This is a genomic window from Roseicyclus sp., from assembly GCF_965662675.1.
In the GTDB taxonomy this organism is placed as follows: Bacteria; Pseudomonadota; Alphaproteobacteria; order Rhodobacterales; family Rhodobacteraceae; genus Roseicyclus.
On the sequence record NZ_CBFIIK010000002.1, the window covers coordinates 67,547 to 83,306 of the forward strand.

Genomic DNA, 15,760 nt, shown 5'->3' on the forward strand with positions numbered 1-15,760 from the left:
GGGAGTTTCCTTCATGCGCCGCCCTTTGCTTGCTGCCTTGCCCATCATCATCGGTCTTGGGTTCGGTCATGCCGCCACGGCACAGGAAAGCGGTCAAGGGCTGGCCGGGCCCTATCTGGCGGCGCGTGCTGCCGTGCTGGAGGGTAATCACCGCGCGGCGGCGGTCTATTTCGAGAATGCGCTTGCCGCCGATCCCGGCAATCCGCTTCTGATCGGCAACGCGATCTTCGCCAATGCCGCTTTGGGCCAATGGATGCGTGCCGAGACGATTGCCCAGATGCTTCCGTCCGCCCAAGGCGGGCAGGAATTGGTCAATCTTGTCGGAATGGTGCGGGGAATGGCCGTTGGTGATCTGGTCGGGGTACGTGCCGCGATCGAAGCGGGCCAAGGTGCCGGGCCGCTGATCGACGATCTGGCGATGGGCTGGATCTATCTTGGCGAAGGCGACATGAGTCGTGCCGCCGAAGCCTTCGTGGCCGTCGCCGCCGATGAGAGTGTGGCCGATATCGCCTATACGCATCTGGCCTATGCGCGTGCGGCGGTTGGTGATTTCGAGGGTGCCGATGCCATCTTGTCGGGCGAGGCTTTCGGCCCGTTGGCTGCAAGCACGCGGGCGATCCGCGCCCGTGCCGAGGTGCTGGTACAACTCGACCGGCGCGAGGATGCGCTGGAACTGTTGGATTTCTATACCAATGTCGTGCCCGATCCGGCGATGCTTGCCATGCGCGCAGAGATCGCGGCAGGGGCCGCGCCAACGGGTTACGGTTTCCTTACGACCGCACAGCAGGGTGTGGCCGAGGTCTTCTATGGCATCGCGCGCGCCTTGGGCGGCGAAAGCGGGTCAGGCACGCTGCCGCTGCTTTATGCCCGCGCCGCGCATGGGATCGACCCAACCCATTCCGAGGCCTTGATCTTGGCCGGGGAGTTGCTGCGCGATGCAGGGCAATACAGCCTTGCCGCCGACACCTATGTCGAGATCGGCGCGGATGATCCGCAATTCGTCGATGCCCAGCTTGGCCGCGCCGATGCTTATTTCGAGGATGGCCGTGAAGAAGCCGCGGTGGGCGTGCTGCGCGATCTGGCCACCTTGCATCCCGGCCTTGCGACCGTGCAGGCGGCCTTGGGCGATGCGTTGCGTCGTACCGATCGCTGCACAGAGGCGGTCGATGCCTATACCGCGGCCCTCGATCTCGTCGATATTACGCAAAACCGCTATTGGTTCATCTACTATACGCGCGGCATCTGTTACGAGAATCTGGATGATTTCGCAGGTTCCGAGGCCGACTTTCGCCAAGCGCTTGTCCTGAATCCCGAGCAGCCGCAAGTCTTGAACAATCTGGGTTATTCGCTGGTCGAACAGCGTCGCAACCTGGACGAGGCTTTGGGCATGATCGAGCGCGCAGTCGCGGCGCGGCCGGATTCGGGCTATATCGTCGATAGCCTTGGCTGGGTGCTGTATCGTCTGGGTCGTTTCGACGAGGCGGTCGCACCGATGGAACGCGCAGTTGCGCTTTTGCCGACCGATCCGATCATCAACGACCATCTGGGCGATGTTTATTGGATGGTCGGTCGCAAGCGTGAGGCGCAGTTTCAATGGCAACGCGCGCTGAGTTTCGCCCCCGCGGAGACCGACGCCACCCGCATCCGTCGCAAGCTGGAAATCGGACTTTATCGCGTCCTCGAGGAAGAGGGCGGGGTGGGCGAAACGCAGTGAGGCACCTCGCACCCGCCAAGGTCAACCTGGCGCTGCATGTCACGGGGCGGCGTGTAGATGGGTACCATCTGCTCGATTCCATCGTGGTTTTCGCCGATGCGGGCGATTGGCTGGAAATTGCGCCTGCTGCCACGCTCTCGCTGCAGGTATTGGGGCCGCGCGCGGCTGGCGTGCCAACAGATCGGCGCAATCTGGTCTTGCAGGCGGCCGCCCTGTTTCCGGCGGGGCAAGGGGCCGCGATCACCTTGGAAAAACATCTGCCCCATGCAGGTGGGATCGGCGGCGGCTCGGCCGATGCGGCGGCGGCGCTACGCGGTTTGGCAGCGCTTTGGGACCAGCCACTACCCGACATGGCGGCGGTGCTGGGATTGGGCGCCGATCTGCCGGTGTGCGTGTCGGGGCGGCCAAGCCGCATGGCGGGGATCGGCGAGGTGCTCATATCTCTTCCGCCTCTTCCGCCCCTTTGGCTCGTCTTGGTCAATGCCGGTGTGGCGGTGCCGACGGGGCCGGTGTTCAAGGGCTTGGCGCGCACCCGGAACCCGGGCCTACCTGCAATGCCCGATCAGGGTTGGAGCGATGCGGGTGGTTTCGCCGCATGGTTGGCCCGAACGCGCAATGATCTAGAACCGCCCGCTCGGCAGATCGTGCCGGTGATCGATACGGTCATCGCGGCGATCCGTGACAGTGACGATTGCCTGCTCGCGCGTATGTCGGGGTCGGGTGGCACGTGTTTCGGGCTTTTCGCGACCGAAGCGGCGGCCAAGGCAGCGGCGGCGGCACTGTCCGCCGCCCAGCCCGATTGGTGGGTGCAAGCGGCCGCGATCCTACCCTAGAGGTCAGGCCAGCCGCGCCACTACGTAATCGGCCAGATCGTGCATCATGTCGCGAAGGGGGTGGGGCTGCAGATGGGTCAGCGCCGCCTGCGCGCGCGCCGACCAAGCGAAAGCTTCTGCGCGCGTTTCATCCAGCGTGCCATGACGGCGCAACAGCGCAAGCGCGTGATCCAGATCACCGTCGCGCTGGTCGCCCTTGTCGATTGTGCGCTGCCAAAAGGCGCGCTCATCCGCCTCGGCGCGCGCGATGGCGCGGATCACGGGAAGGGTCAGTTTGCGCTCGCGAAAATCATCGCCGGTGTTCTTGCCGATCACCCCGTCGCTACCGCCCCAATCGAGCAGATCATCGGCCATCTGAAAGGCGATGCCAAGCCCGTCGCCATAGGTGGCCAGCGCACGGACCTCATCTTCGGGACGCTCGGCGATCACGCCACCCACCTCACAGGCCGCTTCGAAGAGCGCGGCGGTCTTGCCGCGGATGACCTGAAGATAGGTCTCTTCGGTCGTGGCGATATTGGCCGCAGCGGTCAGTTGCAGCACCTCGCCCTCGGCGATCACGGCGGCGGCGTTGGACAGGATCGACAGCACGCGCAGATTGCCGGGCTCGACCATCAACTGGAACGCGCGGGCAAAAAGGTAGTCACCCACCAGAACCGATGACTTGTTGTCCCACAGCAAATTCGCGGTGGGCCGCCCGCGCCGCTTTTGGCTTTCGTCGACCACATCATCATGCAACAGCGTTGCCGTGTGGATAAATTCGACCGTGGCGGCCAGTTTGTGATGCGCCGTTCCCTCGTAGCCGCAAAGCCGCGCGGCGGCCAAGGTCAACATCGGGCGCACCCGCTTGCCGCCCGCCTCGACCAGATGGGCGGTCACTTCGGGGATGCGGGGGGCGTGTTTGGATGACATGCGCCCACGGATCAGCGCATCGACCGCGGCCAGATCATCGGCCAAGGCGGCTTGCATGCGTTCATGCGGCTTGGTGGCTGCATCATCAAGGCTCATGGGCCACATCCTCCCCAATGTCCCCATCTCGACAAGTGCCGCGGGTCTGCTTACATCCGTCATATGCTGGAAATCATGCGCAGCACCGACCCGACCGAGATTGCCTTTGCCTCGGCGCTTTTGTCCGGCGAGGGTATAGAGGTCTTCGTGCTGGACGTCCATATGAGCGTTCTCGAAGGTTCGATCGGCATTTTGCCGCGGCGCATGCTGGTGCGAGAGGTTGATGCGGCACAGGCCCGCGTTGCGTTGCGCGACAATGGTTTGCCGGTCAGCGAATGACAGTCATGGCCACGACTACCGATGCATTTCTGGGCGGGCGTGTCGTGCTGCGCCAACCCCGCGACGGATATCGCGCTGCGACCGATCCGGTGTTTCTGGCCGCGGCCTGTCCGGCGGGGGCGGGGGCGCATGTTCTGGATTTGGGCTGTGGTGTGGGGACGGCGGCGCTTTGCCTGTCAGCGCGTGTGTCGGGGTTGCACTTGGTTGGGGTCGAGCGCCAGCTCGACTATGCCGCGCTGGCCTGCGAAAACGCCGCGACAGCTGGTGCCGATTTGCGCATCGTCACAGCCGATCTGACCGCCTTGCCCGTCGATCTGCGGCAGATGCAGTTCGACCATGTGATCACCAACCCGCCCTATTTCGCCGCCGGTGACGGATCACAGGCCAGCGATGCGGGGCGCGAGGCGGCCAATCGGGCGCAGACACCGCTTGGCGATTGGATCGATGTGGCACGTGCGCGGCTGAGGCCTGGTGGTTGGCTGACAATGATCCATCTGGCCGAGCGGTTGCCCGATTGTCTGGGCGCGCTGGCCGTGGGGTTCGGCGCGGTCACGGTCTTGCCCCTGCAACCGCGCATCGGGCGGGCGGCCACGCGGGTGGTGATCCGCGCGCGACGCGCGGCGCGCACGCCATTCACGCTTCTGCCGCCATTTCTTATACATGAAGGTGCGGCGCATGGGGTGGATGCACCCGACTACACCGCTGCGGCCCAAGCGGTGTTGCGAGCGGGCGCCGCGCTGCCTTTTCCGGGCGATGATTGATCGAAGGCAATGCATTTTCCGCACGGTTTTGCGTGACACGACTCGGGTTCCGTGATGGAGTTGTCATGTGACTGTCATCAAAGAGGAGAATTTGCCCATGTCGCTTGGCTCTCATCTGCAGGAACTCAAGAAAAAGCACGCCAATCTGGCCGCGATGGTCGAGCAGGCGCAGCGCAGCCCGGGTATCGATGATCTGAAGGTGCGCGAGCTGAAGAAGGAAAAGCTGCGGCTGAAGGAAGAAATCTCGCGCTTGGCGAACTGAACCGCCGCAATCGCGCGGTCGCTTCGGAGCAGTGTTGCGCTCGGCGAAAGGCGGCTTTGCCATTTTCGCGGCTACTCAGGTCATGAAGACTGACCTATCTCGGTACCAAGGGAAGAACATATCCCACCGAGAGGATCAGATCGATGGATAGCTTTGCACTGACAGATGAGATGCGCGTGAAAATCGCAGCGGCGCGGGCGGAATGCGCCAAATATTTCTGGAACCAGCTCATGAGCGTTTTTGCCCGCCGCGCCTGACGCGGGCGCAGGGTTGGCAATGAAAAGGCCGGGGTCATGCCCCGGCCTTTCGCGTCTTCGGATGGCAAGAATTGGTCAGACGAAGAACTGCGCCCCGTTGGCCGAGATCGTCGCGCCATTGATGAAGCCCGAGTCTTCGGCGGCAAGGAAGGTCACGCAGCGCGCGATTTCGGACGGTTCGCCCAAGCGGCCCGCCGGGATGCCCGCAATAATCTTGTCGCGAACAGATTCGTCGATTGCCATGACCATTTCGGTGGCGATGTAGCCCGGGCAGATCGCGTTGGCGGTGATGCCGAATTTCGCACCCTCTTGGGCCAATGATTTCACGATACCCAGATCGCCCGCCTTGGTCGCGGCATAGTTGACCTGACCTGCTTGACCTTTCTGGCCGTTGATCGAAGAAATCACGATCACGCGCCCGAATTTGCGGTCGCGCATGCCCGACCAGACGGGATGCACCGTGTTGAACACGCCCGTCAGATTGGTGTCGATCACCTCTTTCCATTGGGCGGGGGTCATGCGGTGGAACATTGCGTCGCGGGTGATGCCGGCATTGGCGATCACGGTGTCGATCGGGCCAAGATCGGCCTCGACCTGCGCGATACCGGCCTTGGAGGCCTCGTAATCGGCGACATCCCATTTGTAGGTCTTGATGCCTGTCGCCGCGCTAAAGGCCGCGGCTTTTTCGTCATTGCCGGCATAGGTGGCGGCGACGGCATAGCCCTCGGCCTTGAGGGCTTTGGAAATCGCCTCACCGATGCCGCGGCTGCCGCCGGTGACGAGTGCTACTCTTGCCATGGTCTTCTCCAGTCTGGCTTTGGTTCGTTGTAATGGTGTTACAATTTGTAATCATGATACGCAATATTATTACACAAGATTTTCCACCTGCCGCATATGAAAAGGGCGCCCGAAGGCGCCCAGATCATGAAACGGGTCAGGTCAGGGGCGCTCAATGCACATGGCGACACCCATGCCGCCGCCGATGCACAGCGTGGCAAGGCCGCGCTTGGCGCCACGGCGCTGCATCTCGAACAAGAGCGTGTTGAGAACGCGGCAGCCCGACGCACCGATCGGGTGGCCGATGGCGATCGCGCCGCCGTTGACGTTCACGATCGCCGGATCCCAGCCCATATCCTTGTTCACGGCGCAGGCTTGTGCGGCGAAAGCCTCATTGGCCTCGACCAGATCGAGATCGTCGACCGTCCAGCCCGCTTTTTCCAAGGCCTTTCGGCTGGCATAGATCGGGCCGACGCCCATGATCGTCGGGTCAAGCCCGGCGGTGGCGTAAGAGGCGATGCGCGCCAAGGGCGTGATGCCGCGGCGCTCGGCCTCATCGGCGGACATCAAGAGCGTGGCGGCCGCACCGTCGTTCAGCCCCGAGGCATTGCCCGCCGTGACAGACCCATCCTTGGCGAAGGCGGGCCGCAGCTTGGCCATTGCGTCTACCGTGGCGCCGTGGCGGATATATTCGTCGCTATCGACCACGATGTCGCCCTTGCGGGTGGAAATCGTGAAGGGCGCGATCTCATCGGCGAATTTGCCGGCCTTTTGCGCCGCTTCGGCCTTGTTCTGGCTGGCCACGGCGAATTCATCCTGAGCGTCGCGGCTGATCTGCCACTGCTGTGCGACATTCTCGGCGGTCTGGCCCATGTGGTAGCCATTGAAAGCATCCCACAGGCCATCGCGGATCATCGTGTCGATATAGGACATATCGCCCATCTTCTGGCCTTGGCGCAGCATGGCTGCATGGGGCGACATCGACATGTTTTCCTGACCACCGGCCACCACGATCGCGGCATCGCCCAGCATGATATGCTGTGCGCCCAGTGCCACCGCCCGCAGGCCCGAGCCGCAGACCTGATTGATGCTCCAAGCGGCGGCCTCTTTGGGCAGGCCTGCATTGATATGCGCCTGCCGCGCCGGGTTCTGGCCCTGTGCGGCGGTCAGCACTTGGCCAAGGATGGTTTCGCTGACATCCGCCTTGTCGATCCCGGCACGGGCGACGACGGCCTCGATCACGGCGCGGCCAAGATCATGGGCGGGTGTATTGGCGAAAGACCCCAAAAAGCTGCCGACCGCGGTGCGCGCGGCTGAGGCGATGACGACATTGGTCATGAAAGTCCCTTTCGTGAACGACACGCACCCCACCAAGGGGGCAGCGCACGGATTCGCTGTGTCAGGGAAGTGTTAGCCCCGCTTTCGCCCATATTTCAACGGACACGGTGTCTCAGCCGATCATCCGTGCCTGTGGACGATGCGCGCGCTCAGGTCTTGGCCGCGGTTTTCCATGGCGGGGTGATGGTGGGCACGGCGAAATGGTAGCCTTGTAGGCAATCCACGCCAGCGCTGGCCAGCCATGCCGCCTCCCCTTCGGTTTCGACGGCTTCGGCGACCACGATCATGTCGAAGTGTCGCCCAAGCGAGATAAGTGCCGCGCAAAGTACCTGGTTGTCGGGGTCGGTGTCGACATTGCGTGAGAACTGACCATCGATCTTGATGATATCGAAGCAAAACCGCCGCAAATGGCGAAAGGCGGTTTGGCCAGCGCCGAAATCATCGAGGGCGAAGCAGACACCTTTGTCTTGCAGCGTTTCCATAAAGGCCTGCACGATCTCGGGCATCTGCATGGCCGAGGTCTCAGTGATCTCAAGGATCAGCCGATGCACGATATCGGGTTGCAGACGGATGGCGCGTTGCAGCGTGCGCATCCAGTCTGGATAGCCGATCGAGCGAGCCGACATATTGATCGAGAGTTTCAGTGTCGAGTTGGTGCGCAGTGCCGACAGCCCAAGGCGCAGGGCCGCGCAATCGATCAGGCGACCAAGATCCTGCTCTTCGACCACCGTGATGAAATCGCGCGCGGGGATCACGCGCCCGGTCTCGTCCATCAGGCGGATCAACCCCTCGTAGAAGGCGACGCCGCGCCCATCGGCGCGCATGACCGGCTGATAGGCCAGCAAAGCATCCCCGCGTTCCAGCGCGTGGCGGACCATTTCCAGCGTGCCGCGATCACGCTGACTGGTCGCGACATCAAGAGGGCTGCCTAAACCCGGCTCGACCGGTTTCCTGCGGAAATGACCCATCACATCCTCATGCGAAGCAATTCGCTTGCTGTCATGCAGCCTGCGCACTTAAGGAATGATGAAACCTTGCATTTGCTTCCAATTGGCGGTGGTTTTCCGAATGTCCGACGCTGGCCGCTGCACTTGGTGCGGCACAGATCCGCTGTATGTCGCTTATCACGACACCGAATGGGGCGTCCCCGAGCGCGACGGGCGCGCGCTGTGGGAAAAGCTGGTTCTTGACGGGTTTCAGGCGGGGCTTTCTTGGATCACGATCTTGCGCAAGCGCGACGCGTTTCGCGCGGCTTTCCAAGGCTTTGATCCCGCGGTTATCGCGCGCTGGGGCGAAGATGACATCATCCGCCTTTTGGCCGATCCGGGCATCGTGCGCCATCGCGGCAAGATCGCGGCCACGATCGGCAATGCGCGTGCTTATCTCGCAATCGAAGAAAAGATCGGGTTTTCGCAATTCATTTGGCGGTACGTCGATGGGGCGCCGCTCCAGAACACTTGGGCGCATCAGGCGCAAGTGCCGGCACAAACCGCGCTGAGCCTGAACTTGTCAAAGGATCTGGGCCGCGCCGGGTTCCGGTTTTGCGGACCAACGATCACATATGCATGGATGCAGGCCACGGGGCTTGTGAATGATCACCTGACCAGCTGCCACCGACATGCCGCCTTGCGTTAAGCGTTCAAGGGTCGCGGCCGAACCGCGTATATAATCGGTCGAGCGTGTAGCTCTCGAAAACAGCGCCGTGGTCCTCGGGCACGAAATTCGGGTCTTCCGGAAGGCAGCCACGACCGCAGAATTGGCGCATCGTGCCGTTCAGGCCATCCACGAACCACAACCGCCCACCCGGTGTGCCGACCCAGCCGTTCACGCCGAGGCTCATATCGCCTTCGACATCCTGGATCGAGGGAACTTCGCCATCGTAATCGACGGCATAGGCCGCGTGGGTATGCCATGACGAGACGACCTCCATCCCCTCTTCGATCGGCAGAGACGCGCAGCTGGCAAGCCCGCCCCAGCTGACTTTGGTGGAGGAATAGGCCCCGTTGGGATGGCGCAGGATATAGCCGCAGACCTCGCGGTTGAAGCGTACTGACAGCGCATTCATCGATTCCATCAAGCCAAGGACAAAGGCCGCCTCTTGGCCGCTTTGTGCGCGGGCAGCGGGTGCGCTCAAAAGCGATAGGGCCATCGTGGCGGAGAAAAGAATTCGAAAAAACACGCGACCATCCATTTTCCAAGCCCGACTGCCGGGATGATAAGCGGTTTTCCCGCACAATCCAGTGAAAGCAGCCCCGTACTACTGGACCCAAGCCGCGAGGCGCTTATGTTGGGATGCTTGATGTTTCTGTTTGCAACCATGAGGAGGACCGCGCGTGTCACGTATGGAATTCATCGATCCCAAAGCCGCAACCGCGACCGGGGTGAGCGCGGCATTCAGCGAGGACGCGGAGATCCAGCTTTGGCTCAAGCTGGGCCGGATGGCATTTTTTTTCTGCATCTGGAGCGCGATGGTCATCCCGATCGCGCTGATCTACTCGTTCCGCTTCTAGCGACGGTTCATGCCCGGTTTCGGCTATGTTGCTGAACAAAGGCCGTGATCTCGGCGGCCGGGCGCGCGCCTGTCAGCCGCGCAACCTCTTGTCCGTTTTGGAACAAGATCAGCGCGGGAATGCCCCTGATGGCGTAGCGTTGTGCCGCATCGCCGTTGACCTGTGTGTTGAGCTTGGCCAGTCGTGCATGCGGCGTCAGCGCGCGCGCGGCTTTTTCGAATTCGGGGGCCATCGCGCGGCAAGGCCCGCACCAAGGCGCCCAGAAGTCCACCAGAAGCGGTAGGCTGTCCTTGCGCTCGGCCTTGCGCAATGTGGCGCTGTCGACCTCATGCACCTTGGCCTCGGCCAGTTTCGCGCCGCATGTGCCGCATTTGGGATGCGCGCCGAGCCGCTCGGCGGGAACCCTGTTTGTGGTGCCGCATGTCAGACAGGTGATGATATGAGACAAGGCCGACCCCTTTGTGATTGCCTGTGTCAATCATTTGGGCGCGTCTTGGGCTGATGACAAGCCCTGCCGCGCGATGTTGCGCCCAAGAAAAAAGGTGCGCATCGCTGCGCACCTTCGTTTTTTGGCCGGATCGCCGGGTTTGAACCCAGCGCAGGCGTCTGGTTCAGACCAGAACGATGTTGATCGCGGATTCGCGACCATCACGGCCGGATTCGACGTCGAAGGTGACCTTCTGGTCGTCCTTCAGGCTTGTGTGGCCCGAACGCTCGAGCGCGGAGATGTGGACGAAAACGTCCTTGCCGCCGCTATCGGGTGCGATAAAGCCGAAACCCTTGGTGCTGTTGAACCACTTCACGGTGCCATTGGCCATCGTGTTAACTCCTAACTGAAGGCTGCCCACGAGATGCGGCAGCTTGGCTTGGTCGGTCTGGATCGAAAGACTGACAGCCTGTTAGGGGAGACAGTGGTCGAAAAAGAATAACGTTCGCGAGGGACACATGGGGGTTATCGGCTCAAATTGCAAGCCCGAACTGCCGGAGGCCACTCGCAAGGGTGCGCCATCAGGCACATCACGACTGTCGGGTGCGCCTGATGACGCACCCGAGACCCTGCGTTTCTTCAGCGCGTGAACTTCTTGTATTTCAACCGCTTGGGCTCTAGCGCGTCGGGGCCTAGGCGGCGTTTCTTGTCGTCCTCATAAGCCGAGAAATCGCCCTCGAACCATTCCACATGCGCCTCGCCCTCGAAGGCGAGGATATGGGTGCAGAGCCGGTCGAGGAAGAAACGGTCGTGGCTGATGATGACGGCGCAGCCCGCGAAATCCTCAAGCGCGTCTTCGAGCGCGCGCAGGGTTTCCACGTCGAGATCGTTGGTCGGCTCATCGAGCAGCAGCACATTGCCGCCGGATTTCAGAAGCTTGGCCATATGCACGCGGTTGCGTTCACCGCCCGAGAGCAGCCCCACCTTCTTTTGCTGGTCGCCGCCTTTGAAGTTGAAAGCCGAGCAATAAGCACGGCTGTTCATGGAGGCATCGCCCAATTCGATGATCTCGGCTCCGCCCGAGATTTCCTCCCATACGGTTTTGCTGCCATCGAGCGCGTCGCGCGATTGGTCCACGAAGGAAAGCTCTACCGTGTCGCCGAAGGTGACATTGCCCTCATCGGGTTGTTCTTGCCCGGTGAGGATACGGAAGAGGGTGGATTTGCCCGCTCCGTTCGGGCCGATCACGCCCACGATACCCCCCGGCGGCAGAGAGAAGGACAGGTTCTCGATCAAAAGCCGTTCGCCATAGCCTTTCTTCAGACCCTCGATCTCGATCACCTTGCCGCCGAGGCGCGGGCCATTGGGAATAACGATCTGGGCGCGGGAAATCTTTTCGCGCTCGGATTGGTTTGCCATCTCTTCATAGGCGTTAATACGCGCCTTTTGCTTGGCTTGGCGCGCCTTGGCACCGGCGCGGATCCATTCCAATTCGCGCTCAAGCGTTTTCTGGCGCGATTTGTCCTCGCGGGCTTCTTGTTCCAGCCGCTTGGCCTTTTGTTCCAACCATGCGGAATAATTGCCCTCGTAGGGAATGCCGCGCCCGCGATCGAGTTCAAGGATCCAGCCTGTGATATCGTCGAGGAAATAGCGGTCATGGGTCACGATCAGGATCGTGCCCTTGTATTCGATCAGGTGCTTTTGCAGCCAAGCGATGGTTTCCGCGTCGAGGTGGTTGGTCGGTTCGTCCAAGAGCAGCATTTCGGGCGCTTCGAGCAAAAGCTTGCACAGCGCCACGCGGCGCCGTTCGCCGCCTGAAAGCGTCGCAACCTCGGCCTCGTCGGGTGGGCAGCGCAGCGCCTCCATCGCGATATCGACCTGGCTGTCGAGATCCCAAAGGTTCTCGGCGTCGATCTCGTCTTGCAGCGCGGCCATTTCGTCGGCGGTCTCGTCGGAGTAGTTCATCGCCAACTCGTTATAGCGATCGAGCTTACCCTTCTTGGCGGCGACCCCGAGCATGACGTTGTCACGCACATTGAGACTTTCGTCGAGATGCGGCTCTTGTGGCAGGTAGCCGACGCGCGCACCCTCGGCGGACCATGCCTCGCCGCTGAAATCGGTGTCGATGCCTGCCATGATGCGCATCAGGGTGGATTTACCCGATCCGTTGACGCCAACGACGCCGATTTTCACGCCGGGCAAGAAGTTCAGGCGGATATTTTCGAAGCATTTCTTGCCGCCCGGATAGGTCTTGGAGACACCATCCATGTGATAGACATACTGGTAGGAGGCCATGTGCCGCTCCGTGTGATGATCATGTGGTTTGCAAGCCATCTAGTCGCTTCCGGGCCGATGGGCAATCCGGGCTGCGCGCGGATGCGTTGACTATGCGCCCTCGAGCCCGCATCAAGGTGCGCCAATGCCCCCTGAACAAGGCCCGATCCGCCCTTGCGATCCGATTTGCCCCTCGCACTTGCCGGCCAGACGATCGGCCTTTTCGGCGGATCCTTCGATCCGGCCCATCTCGGCCATCTGCATGTCAGCCGCGAGGCGCTCAAGCGGTTCGGGCTTGACCGTGTCTGGTGGCTGGTCAGCCCCGGGAACCCGCTGAAATCCAAGGGACCCGCGCCATTGGCCCAGCGATTGGCCGCCGCGCATGCGCTGGTCGATCATCCGCGCATTATCATCACCGATATCGAGGCGCGGATCGGCACGCGCTACACCGCCCAGACCATCGCGGCGCTGCAAGCACTTTACCCCGGTGTGCGCTTCGTGTGGCTGATGGGGGCCGACAATCTGGCCCAGTTCCATCGCTGGCAAGATTGGCAAGAGATCATGGCGCGCGTGTCGGTGGGTGTTCTGGCCCGTCCGGGCAGCCGGATCGCGGCGCGCACGGCCAAGGCGGCCGGTATCTATCGGCATGCGAAATTGCCCGCCGAGGCGGCGCGGCTTTTGGCCCATGCAACGCCCCCGACGTGGTGTTTCGTCAATCTGCCGATGATCGACGCCTCGTCGAGCGCGATACGCGCGCGCGGTGACTGGTAGCGTTTCAGCGTTTTTCGCGCAGCGCCAAGGTCGCAAGGCCTGACAAAAGCAAGGTCGCCAGCCCTGCCAGGGTCAGCCCATCAGGCAGCGCACCGAACACCACCCAACCCAGCGCCGTTGCTGCAACCAGTTGGAAATAGACGAAAGGGGCCATCCGCGACGCCGGTGCCATCCGCAGGGCGAGGATCAAGAAGAGATTGCCGAGCATCGAGCCAAAGGCCGAGGCAAAGGTGAGCGCCGTGATGTTTGCCTCAAGGGCGGGCAGGGCCATCAGCCCGAAAGGGGCCAGCGCCAATGTTCCGACGACCAGTTGGCTCAACAGCAGTGCGCCGGGATGTGCAATGCCCGACAGCCAGCGCGAGGTGGTCAAGAACCCGCCGTAGAACAGCCCCGCCAATACGGCATAGCCAAGCCCCGCTGTCATGCCAAAGCCGGGCCGCACCACCAGCAAGACGCCCAAAAAGCCCAAGAGCAGAAGCCCGATCCGGATGGGCGAGAACCCTTCCCTGAGCAGCCATGCCGAAAGCACATAGGCCAGGATCGGCCCGATGAAGAAGGCCCCGAAAACATCGGCGATGGGTTCGGTGCGCAGTGCGGTCAGGATTGACAAGATTCCCCCTGCCAAAAGCAGCCCGCGCAGCCAGATCCGCCAATCGCCGAAGAGGGCCAGCGGCATGATCCGGGCCACGAAGGGCAAGATCATCACCGTCCCAAGGGCAAAACGGCTCCATGCGGTGAAAACCGGCGCAACGCCCGCCTCGCCCAGAAGCTTGCCCGCCGCATCCCCTGCCGGGATCAGCGTCATCGCCAGCAGCATCAGGGGCAAAGCCCGAAGGACATCACGTTGCATGCGCCCTGTTATCCCATCGCCATTGCCACGAAAAGCGCTGTCCTCGCAGAGGGTTGAAGCCGCAACCCCTTGAGCGTGATGCGATGCTGCGGTTTAGTTCCGTCAAAGTCTGCGCAAATGGTGTTTTGATGGCGTCGCGTCGTGCATTCCTGTCTGGCCTTGCCGCTTTCGCGGCAACACCTGCCATTGCGACGGCTCCTGCCGCATCGCTGCGTCCGATCATGCGCCCTGCCGGGCTTTTGGCGGGGACGATCCCATCGGTGCAGGATCTGGTCGCAGAGGCGGCGATTGGCGGGCGCGTCGGCTGTGTCGTGGCCGATGCGACGACCGGTGAAATTCTCGAGGGGATGAACCCGCTTTTGCCGCTTCCGCCTGCTTCGGTCACCAAGGCGGTGACCTGCGGTTATGCGCTCGAACGGCTTGGTCCGGGTTATCGTTTCGAAACCCGCATTGTTGCGGATGGCACGATCAGCAACGGGCGGCTGGAGGGGGATCTTTGGCTTGTCGGATCGGGTGATCCGACGCTTGATACCGACACATTGGCATCCATGGCTGCGGCATTGCGCGCACAGGGGCTACATGCTGTGACAGGGCGCTTGATGGTGGCCGATGGCGCGCTTCCCGCGATCTTCGAGGTCGATCCATCACAGCCGCCGCACCTGGGCTATAATCCCGCAATCTCCGGTCTGAATCTGAATTTCAACCGGGTCTATTTCGAGTGGGTTCGGCAGTCGGGCGATTATACCATCGCCTTGGACGCGCGTTCGGAAACGCTGCGCCCCGCGGTGCAGATCGCCCGGATGCGCATCGCCGATCGTCGTGATCCGATCTACACCTACGAAAACATCGACGGGCGCGATCATTGGACCGTAGCGCGCGAGGCGTTGGGCGATAGCGGTTCGCGCTGGCTGCCGGTGCGGCGCCCCTCGGCGTATGCCGCCGAGGTGTTCGCGACATTGGCGCGCGCCGCAGGGATCAGTTTTTCCGACATCGCATTGGCCCCTTCCGCGCCTGCGCATGCGACGGTTCTGGTAGCCCATCGCAGCGAGCCGATGGAGGTGATCTTGCGCGACATGATGCGCTGGTCGACCAACCTGACCGCCGAGGTGGTCGGGCTGAAGGCAACCATGGCCGGCGGGCAAAGGCCCGTTGATCTGGCGCAATCGGCCGGGGCGATGTCGGTGTGGATGCGTGCGCGGCTTGGTGCGCGTCAGGCAGGCTTTGTCGATCATTCGGGCTTGGGCGATCAAAGCCGGCTGCGGCCGCATGATATGGTCAGCGCGCTTGTCGCGGCTGGCCCCACGGGCGCATTGCGCGGGATGATGCGCGCCCAGCCGATGCTCGATCAACGCGGCAGGCCGATTGCCGATCACCCGGTGCAGGTTGCAGCAAAAACGGGGACATTGAACTTCGTATCGTCACTGGCGGGTTATGCACGCCTACCCTCGGGACGGGATGTGGCATTCGCGATTTTCTGCGCCGATACCGCACGGCGCGATGCGCTGACCGAGGCCGAACGCGAACGCCCCGAAGGTGCGCGCCCCTACAACCAGCGCGCCAAGCGGCTGCAACAACAGCTGATCGAACGGTGGGCGGCGCTCTACGCCTGAGGCGTCAGCTGTCATCAAAATGAAACGGGCCTGTCACGTGGCTGTCACCGCCCTGCGGCAAGCGGGCGTAGCTGCCACTTGCACTGGAGAAT

General features: G+C 62.4%; 18 protein-coding genes. 9 read left to right on the forward strand and 9 right to left on the reverse strand.

The window, feature by feature from the left end; translation table 11 throughout:
* Positions 1–13 precede the first annotated feature (13 nt).
* Both ACTG4J_RS00965 and ACTG4J_RS00970 read left to right on the forward strand, forming a co-directional pair.
* Positions 14–1,714 (forward strand): tetratricopeptide repeat protein, encoded by a 1,701-nt coding sequence (locus tag ACTG4J_RS00965; RefSeq protein ID WP_439136618.1) that lies wholly within the window; start codon positions 14–16, stop codon positions 1,712–1,714.
* Complete coding sequence (locus ACTG4J_RS00970; protein ID WP_439136619.1) at positions 1,711–2,547, forward strand: 4-(cytidine 5'-diphospho)-2-C-methyl-D-erythritol kinase; 837 nt, start codon at positions 1,711–1,713, stop codon at positions 2,545–2,547. The genes ACTG4J_RS00965 and ACTG4J_RS00970 overlap by 4 nt, the downstream gene beginning before the upstream one ends.
* Before the next feature lie 3 nt (positions 2,548–2,550).
* On the opposite strand, the gene ACTG4J_RS00975 is transcribed toward ACTG4J_RS00970, so the two are convergent.
* Positions 2,551–3,552, reverse strand: a complete 1,002-nt coding sequence (locus ACTG4J_RS00975) for a polyprenyl synthetase family protein (protein ID WP_439136620.1) — start codon at positions 3,550–3,552, stop codon at positions 2,551–2,553.
* 63 nt (positions 3,553–3,615) lie between these two features.
* Here ACTG4J_RS00975 and ACTG4J_RS00980 point away from each other — a divergent pair, with 63 nt between their 5' ends.
* The 3 genes from ACTG4J_RS00980 (at position 3,616) to ACTG4J_RS00990 (ending at position 4,854) form a co-directional block, all read left to right on the forward strand.
* A complete protein-coding gene (locus ACTG4J_RS00980; protein ID WP_439136621.1) occupies positions 3,616–3,831 on the forward strand; it encodes a putative signal transducing protein in 216 nt (71 codons plus the stop codon).
* A 5-nt stretch (positions 3,832–3,836) separates the two neighbouring features.
* Positions 3,837–4,592: a tRNA1(Val) (adenine(37)-N6)-methyltransferase gene (locus ACTG4J_RS00985; protein WP_439136622.1), complete on the forward strand. Its 756-nt coding sequence runs from the start codon at positions 3,837–3,839 to the stop codon at positions 4,590–4,592.
* A 97-nt stretch (positions 4,593–4,689) separates the two neighbouring features.
* Positions 4,690–4,854, forward strand: a complete 165-nt coding sequence (locus ACTG4J_RS00990) for a YdcH family protein (RefSeq protein ID WP_439136655.1) — start codon at positions 4,690–4,692, stop codon at positions 4,852–4,854.
* Positions 4,855–5,186: 332 nt separating this feature from the next.
* On the opposite strand, the gene phbB is transcribed toward ACTG4J_RS00990, so the two are convergent.
* From phbB to ACTG4J_RS01005, 3 genes are all read right to left on the reverse strand, one after another.
* Positions 5,187–5,909, reverse strand: a complete 723-nt coding sequence (gene phbB, locus ACTG4J_RS00995) for an acetoacetyl-CoA reductase (protein ID WP_439136623.1) — start codon at positions 5,907–5,909, stop codon at positions 5,187–5,189.
* Positions 5,910–6,050: 141 nt separating this feature from the next.
* Positions 6,051–7,226, reverse strand: a complete 1,176-nt coding sequence (locus tag ACTG4J_RS01000; RefSeq protein ID WP_439136624.1) for an acetyl-CoA C-acetyltransferase — start codon at positions 7,224–7,226, stop codon at positions 6,051–6,053.
* A 149-nt stretch (positions 7,227–7,375) separates the two neighbouring features.
* Complete coding sequence (locus ACTG4J_RS01005) at positions 7,376–8,194, reverse strand: EAL domain-containing protein (protein ID WP_439136625.1); 819 nt, start codon at positions 8,192–8,194, stop codon at positions 7,376–7,378.
* Between the two features lie 100 nt (positions 8,195–8,294).
* Here ACTG4J_RS01005 and ACTG4J_RS01010 point away from each other — a divergent pair, with 100 nt between their 5' ends.
* Positions 8,295–8,861: a DNA-3-methyladenine glycosylase I gene (locus ACTG4J_RS01010; protein WP_439136626.1), complete on the forward strand. Its 567-nt coding sequence runs from the start codon at positions 8,295–8,297 to the stop codon at positions 8,859–8,861.
* 4 nt (positions 8,862–8,865) lie between these two features.
* Here the strand turns inward: ACTG4J_RS01010 and ACTG4J_RS01015 are convergent, their stop codons facing one another.
* Positions 8,866–9,405: a DUF4329 domain-containing protein gene (locus tag ACTG4J_RS01015; RefSeq protein WP_439136627.1), complete on the reverse strand. Its 540-nt coding sequence runs from the start codon at positions 9,403–9,405 to the stop codon at positions 8,866–8,868.
* A gap of 163 nt (positions 9,406–9,568) precedes the next feature.
* Here ACTG4J_RS01015 and ACTG4J_RS01020 point away from each other — a divergent pair, with 163 nt between their 5' ends.
* On the forward strand, positions 9,569–9,736 hold the full coding sequence (locus ACTG4J_RS01020) for a hypothetical protein (protein ID WP_439136628.1): 168 nt from the start codon (positions 9,569–9,571) through the stop codon (positions 9,734–9,736).
* Between the two features lie 7 nt (positions 9,737–9,743).
* On the opposite strand, the gene trxC is transcribed toward ACTG4J_RS01020, so the two are convergent.
* The 3 genes from trxC to ettA form a co-directional block, all read right to left on the reverse strand.
* On the reverse strand, positions 9,744–10,184 hold the full coding sequence (gene trxC, locus ACTG4J_RS01025; protein ID WP_439136629.1) for a thioredoxin TrxC: 441 nt from the start codon (positions 10,182–10,184) through the stop codon (positions 9,744–9,746).
* Positions 10,185–10,347: 163 nt separating this feature from the next.
* Positions 10,348–10,554 carry a cold-shock protein gene (locus ACTG4J_RS01030; RefSeq protein WP_422239439.1) on the reverse strand — a complete coding sequence of 69 codons (207 nt, stop codon included), beginning with the start codon at positions 10,552–10,554 and terminating at the stop codon, positions 10,348–10,350.
* 248 nt (positions 10,555–10,802) lie between these two features.
* A complete protein-coding gene (gene ettA, locus ACTG4J_RS01035; protein ID WP_439136630.1) occupies positions 10,803–12,458 on the reverse strand; it encodes an energy-dependent translational throttle protein EttA in 1,656 nt (551 codons plus the stop codon).
* Positions 12,459–12,611: 153 nt separating this feature from the next.
* Between ettA and ACTG4J_RS01040 the strand changes: the two genes are divergently transcribed.
* Positions 12,612–13,208: a nicotinate-nucleotide adenylyltransferase gene (locus tag ACTG4J_RS01040; RefSeq protein ID WP_439136631.1), complete on the forward strand. Its 597-nt coding sequence runs from the start codon at positions 12,612–12,614 to the stop codon at positions 13,206–13,208.
* 4 nt (positions 13,209–13,212) lie between these two features.
* Here ACTG4J_RS01040 and ACTG4J_RS01045 read toward each other — a convergent pair whose 3' ends face one another.
* Entirely contained in the window at positions 13,213–14,025 is an 813-nt protein-coding gene (locus tag ACTG4J_RS01045; protein WP_439136632.1) for a DMT family transporter, read from the reverse strand.
* A gap of 161 nt (positions 14,026–14,186) precedes the next feature.
* Between ACTG4J_RS01045 and dacB the strand changes: the two genes are divergently transcribed.
* On the forward strand, positions 14,187–15,668 hold the full coding sequence (gene dacB / locus ACTG4J_RS01050) for a D-alanyl-D-alanine carboxypeptidase/D-alanyl-D-alanine endopeptidase (RefSeq protein ID WP_439136633.1): 1,482 nt from the start codon (positions 14,187–14,189) through the stop codon (positions 15,666–15,668).
* Positions 15,669–15,760 lie beyond the last annotated feature (92 nt).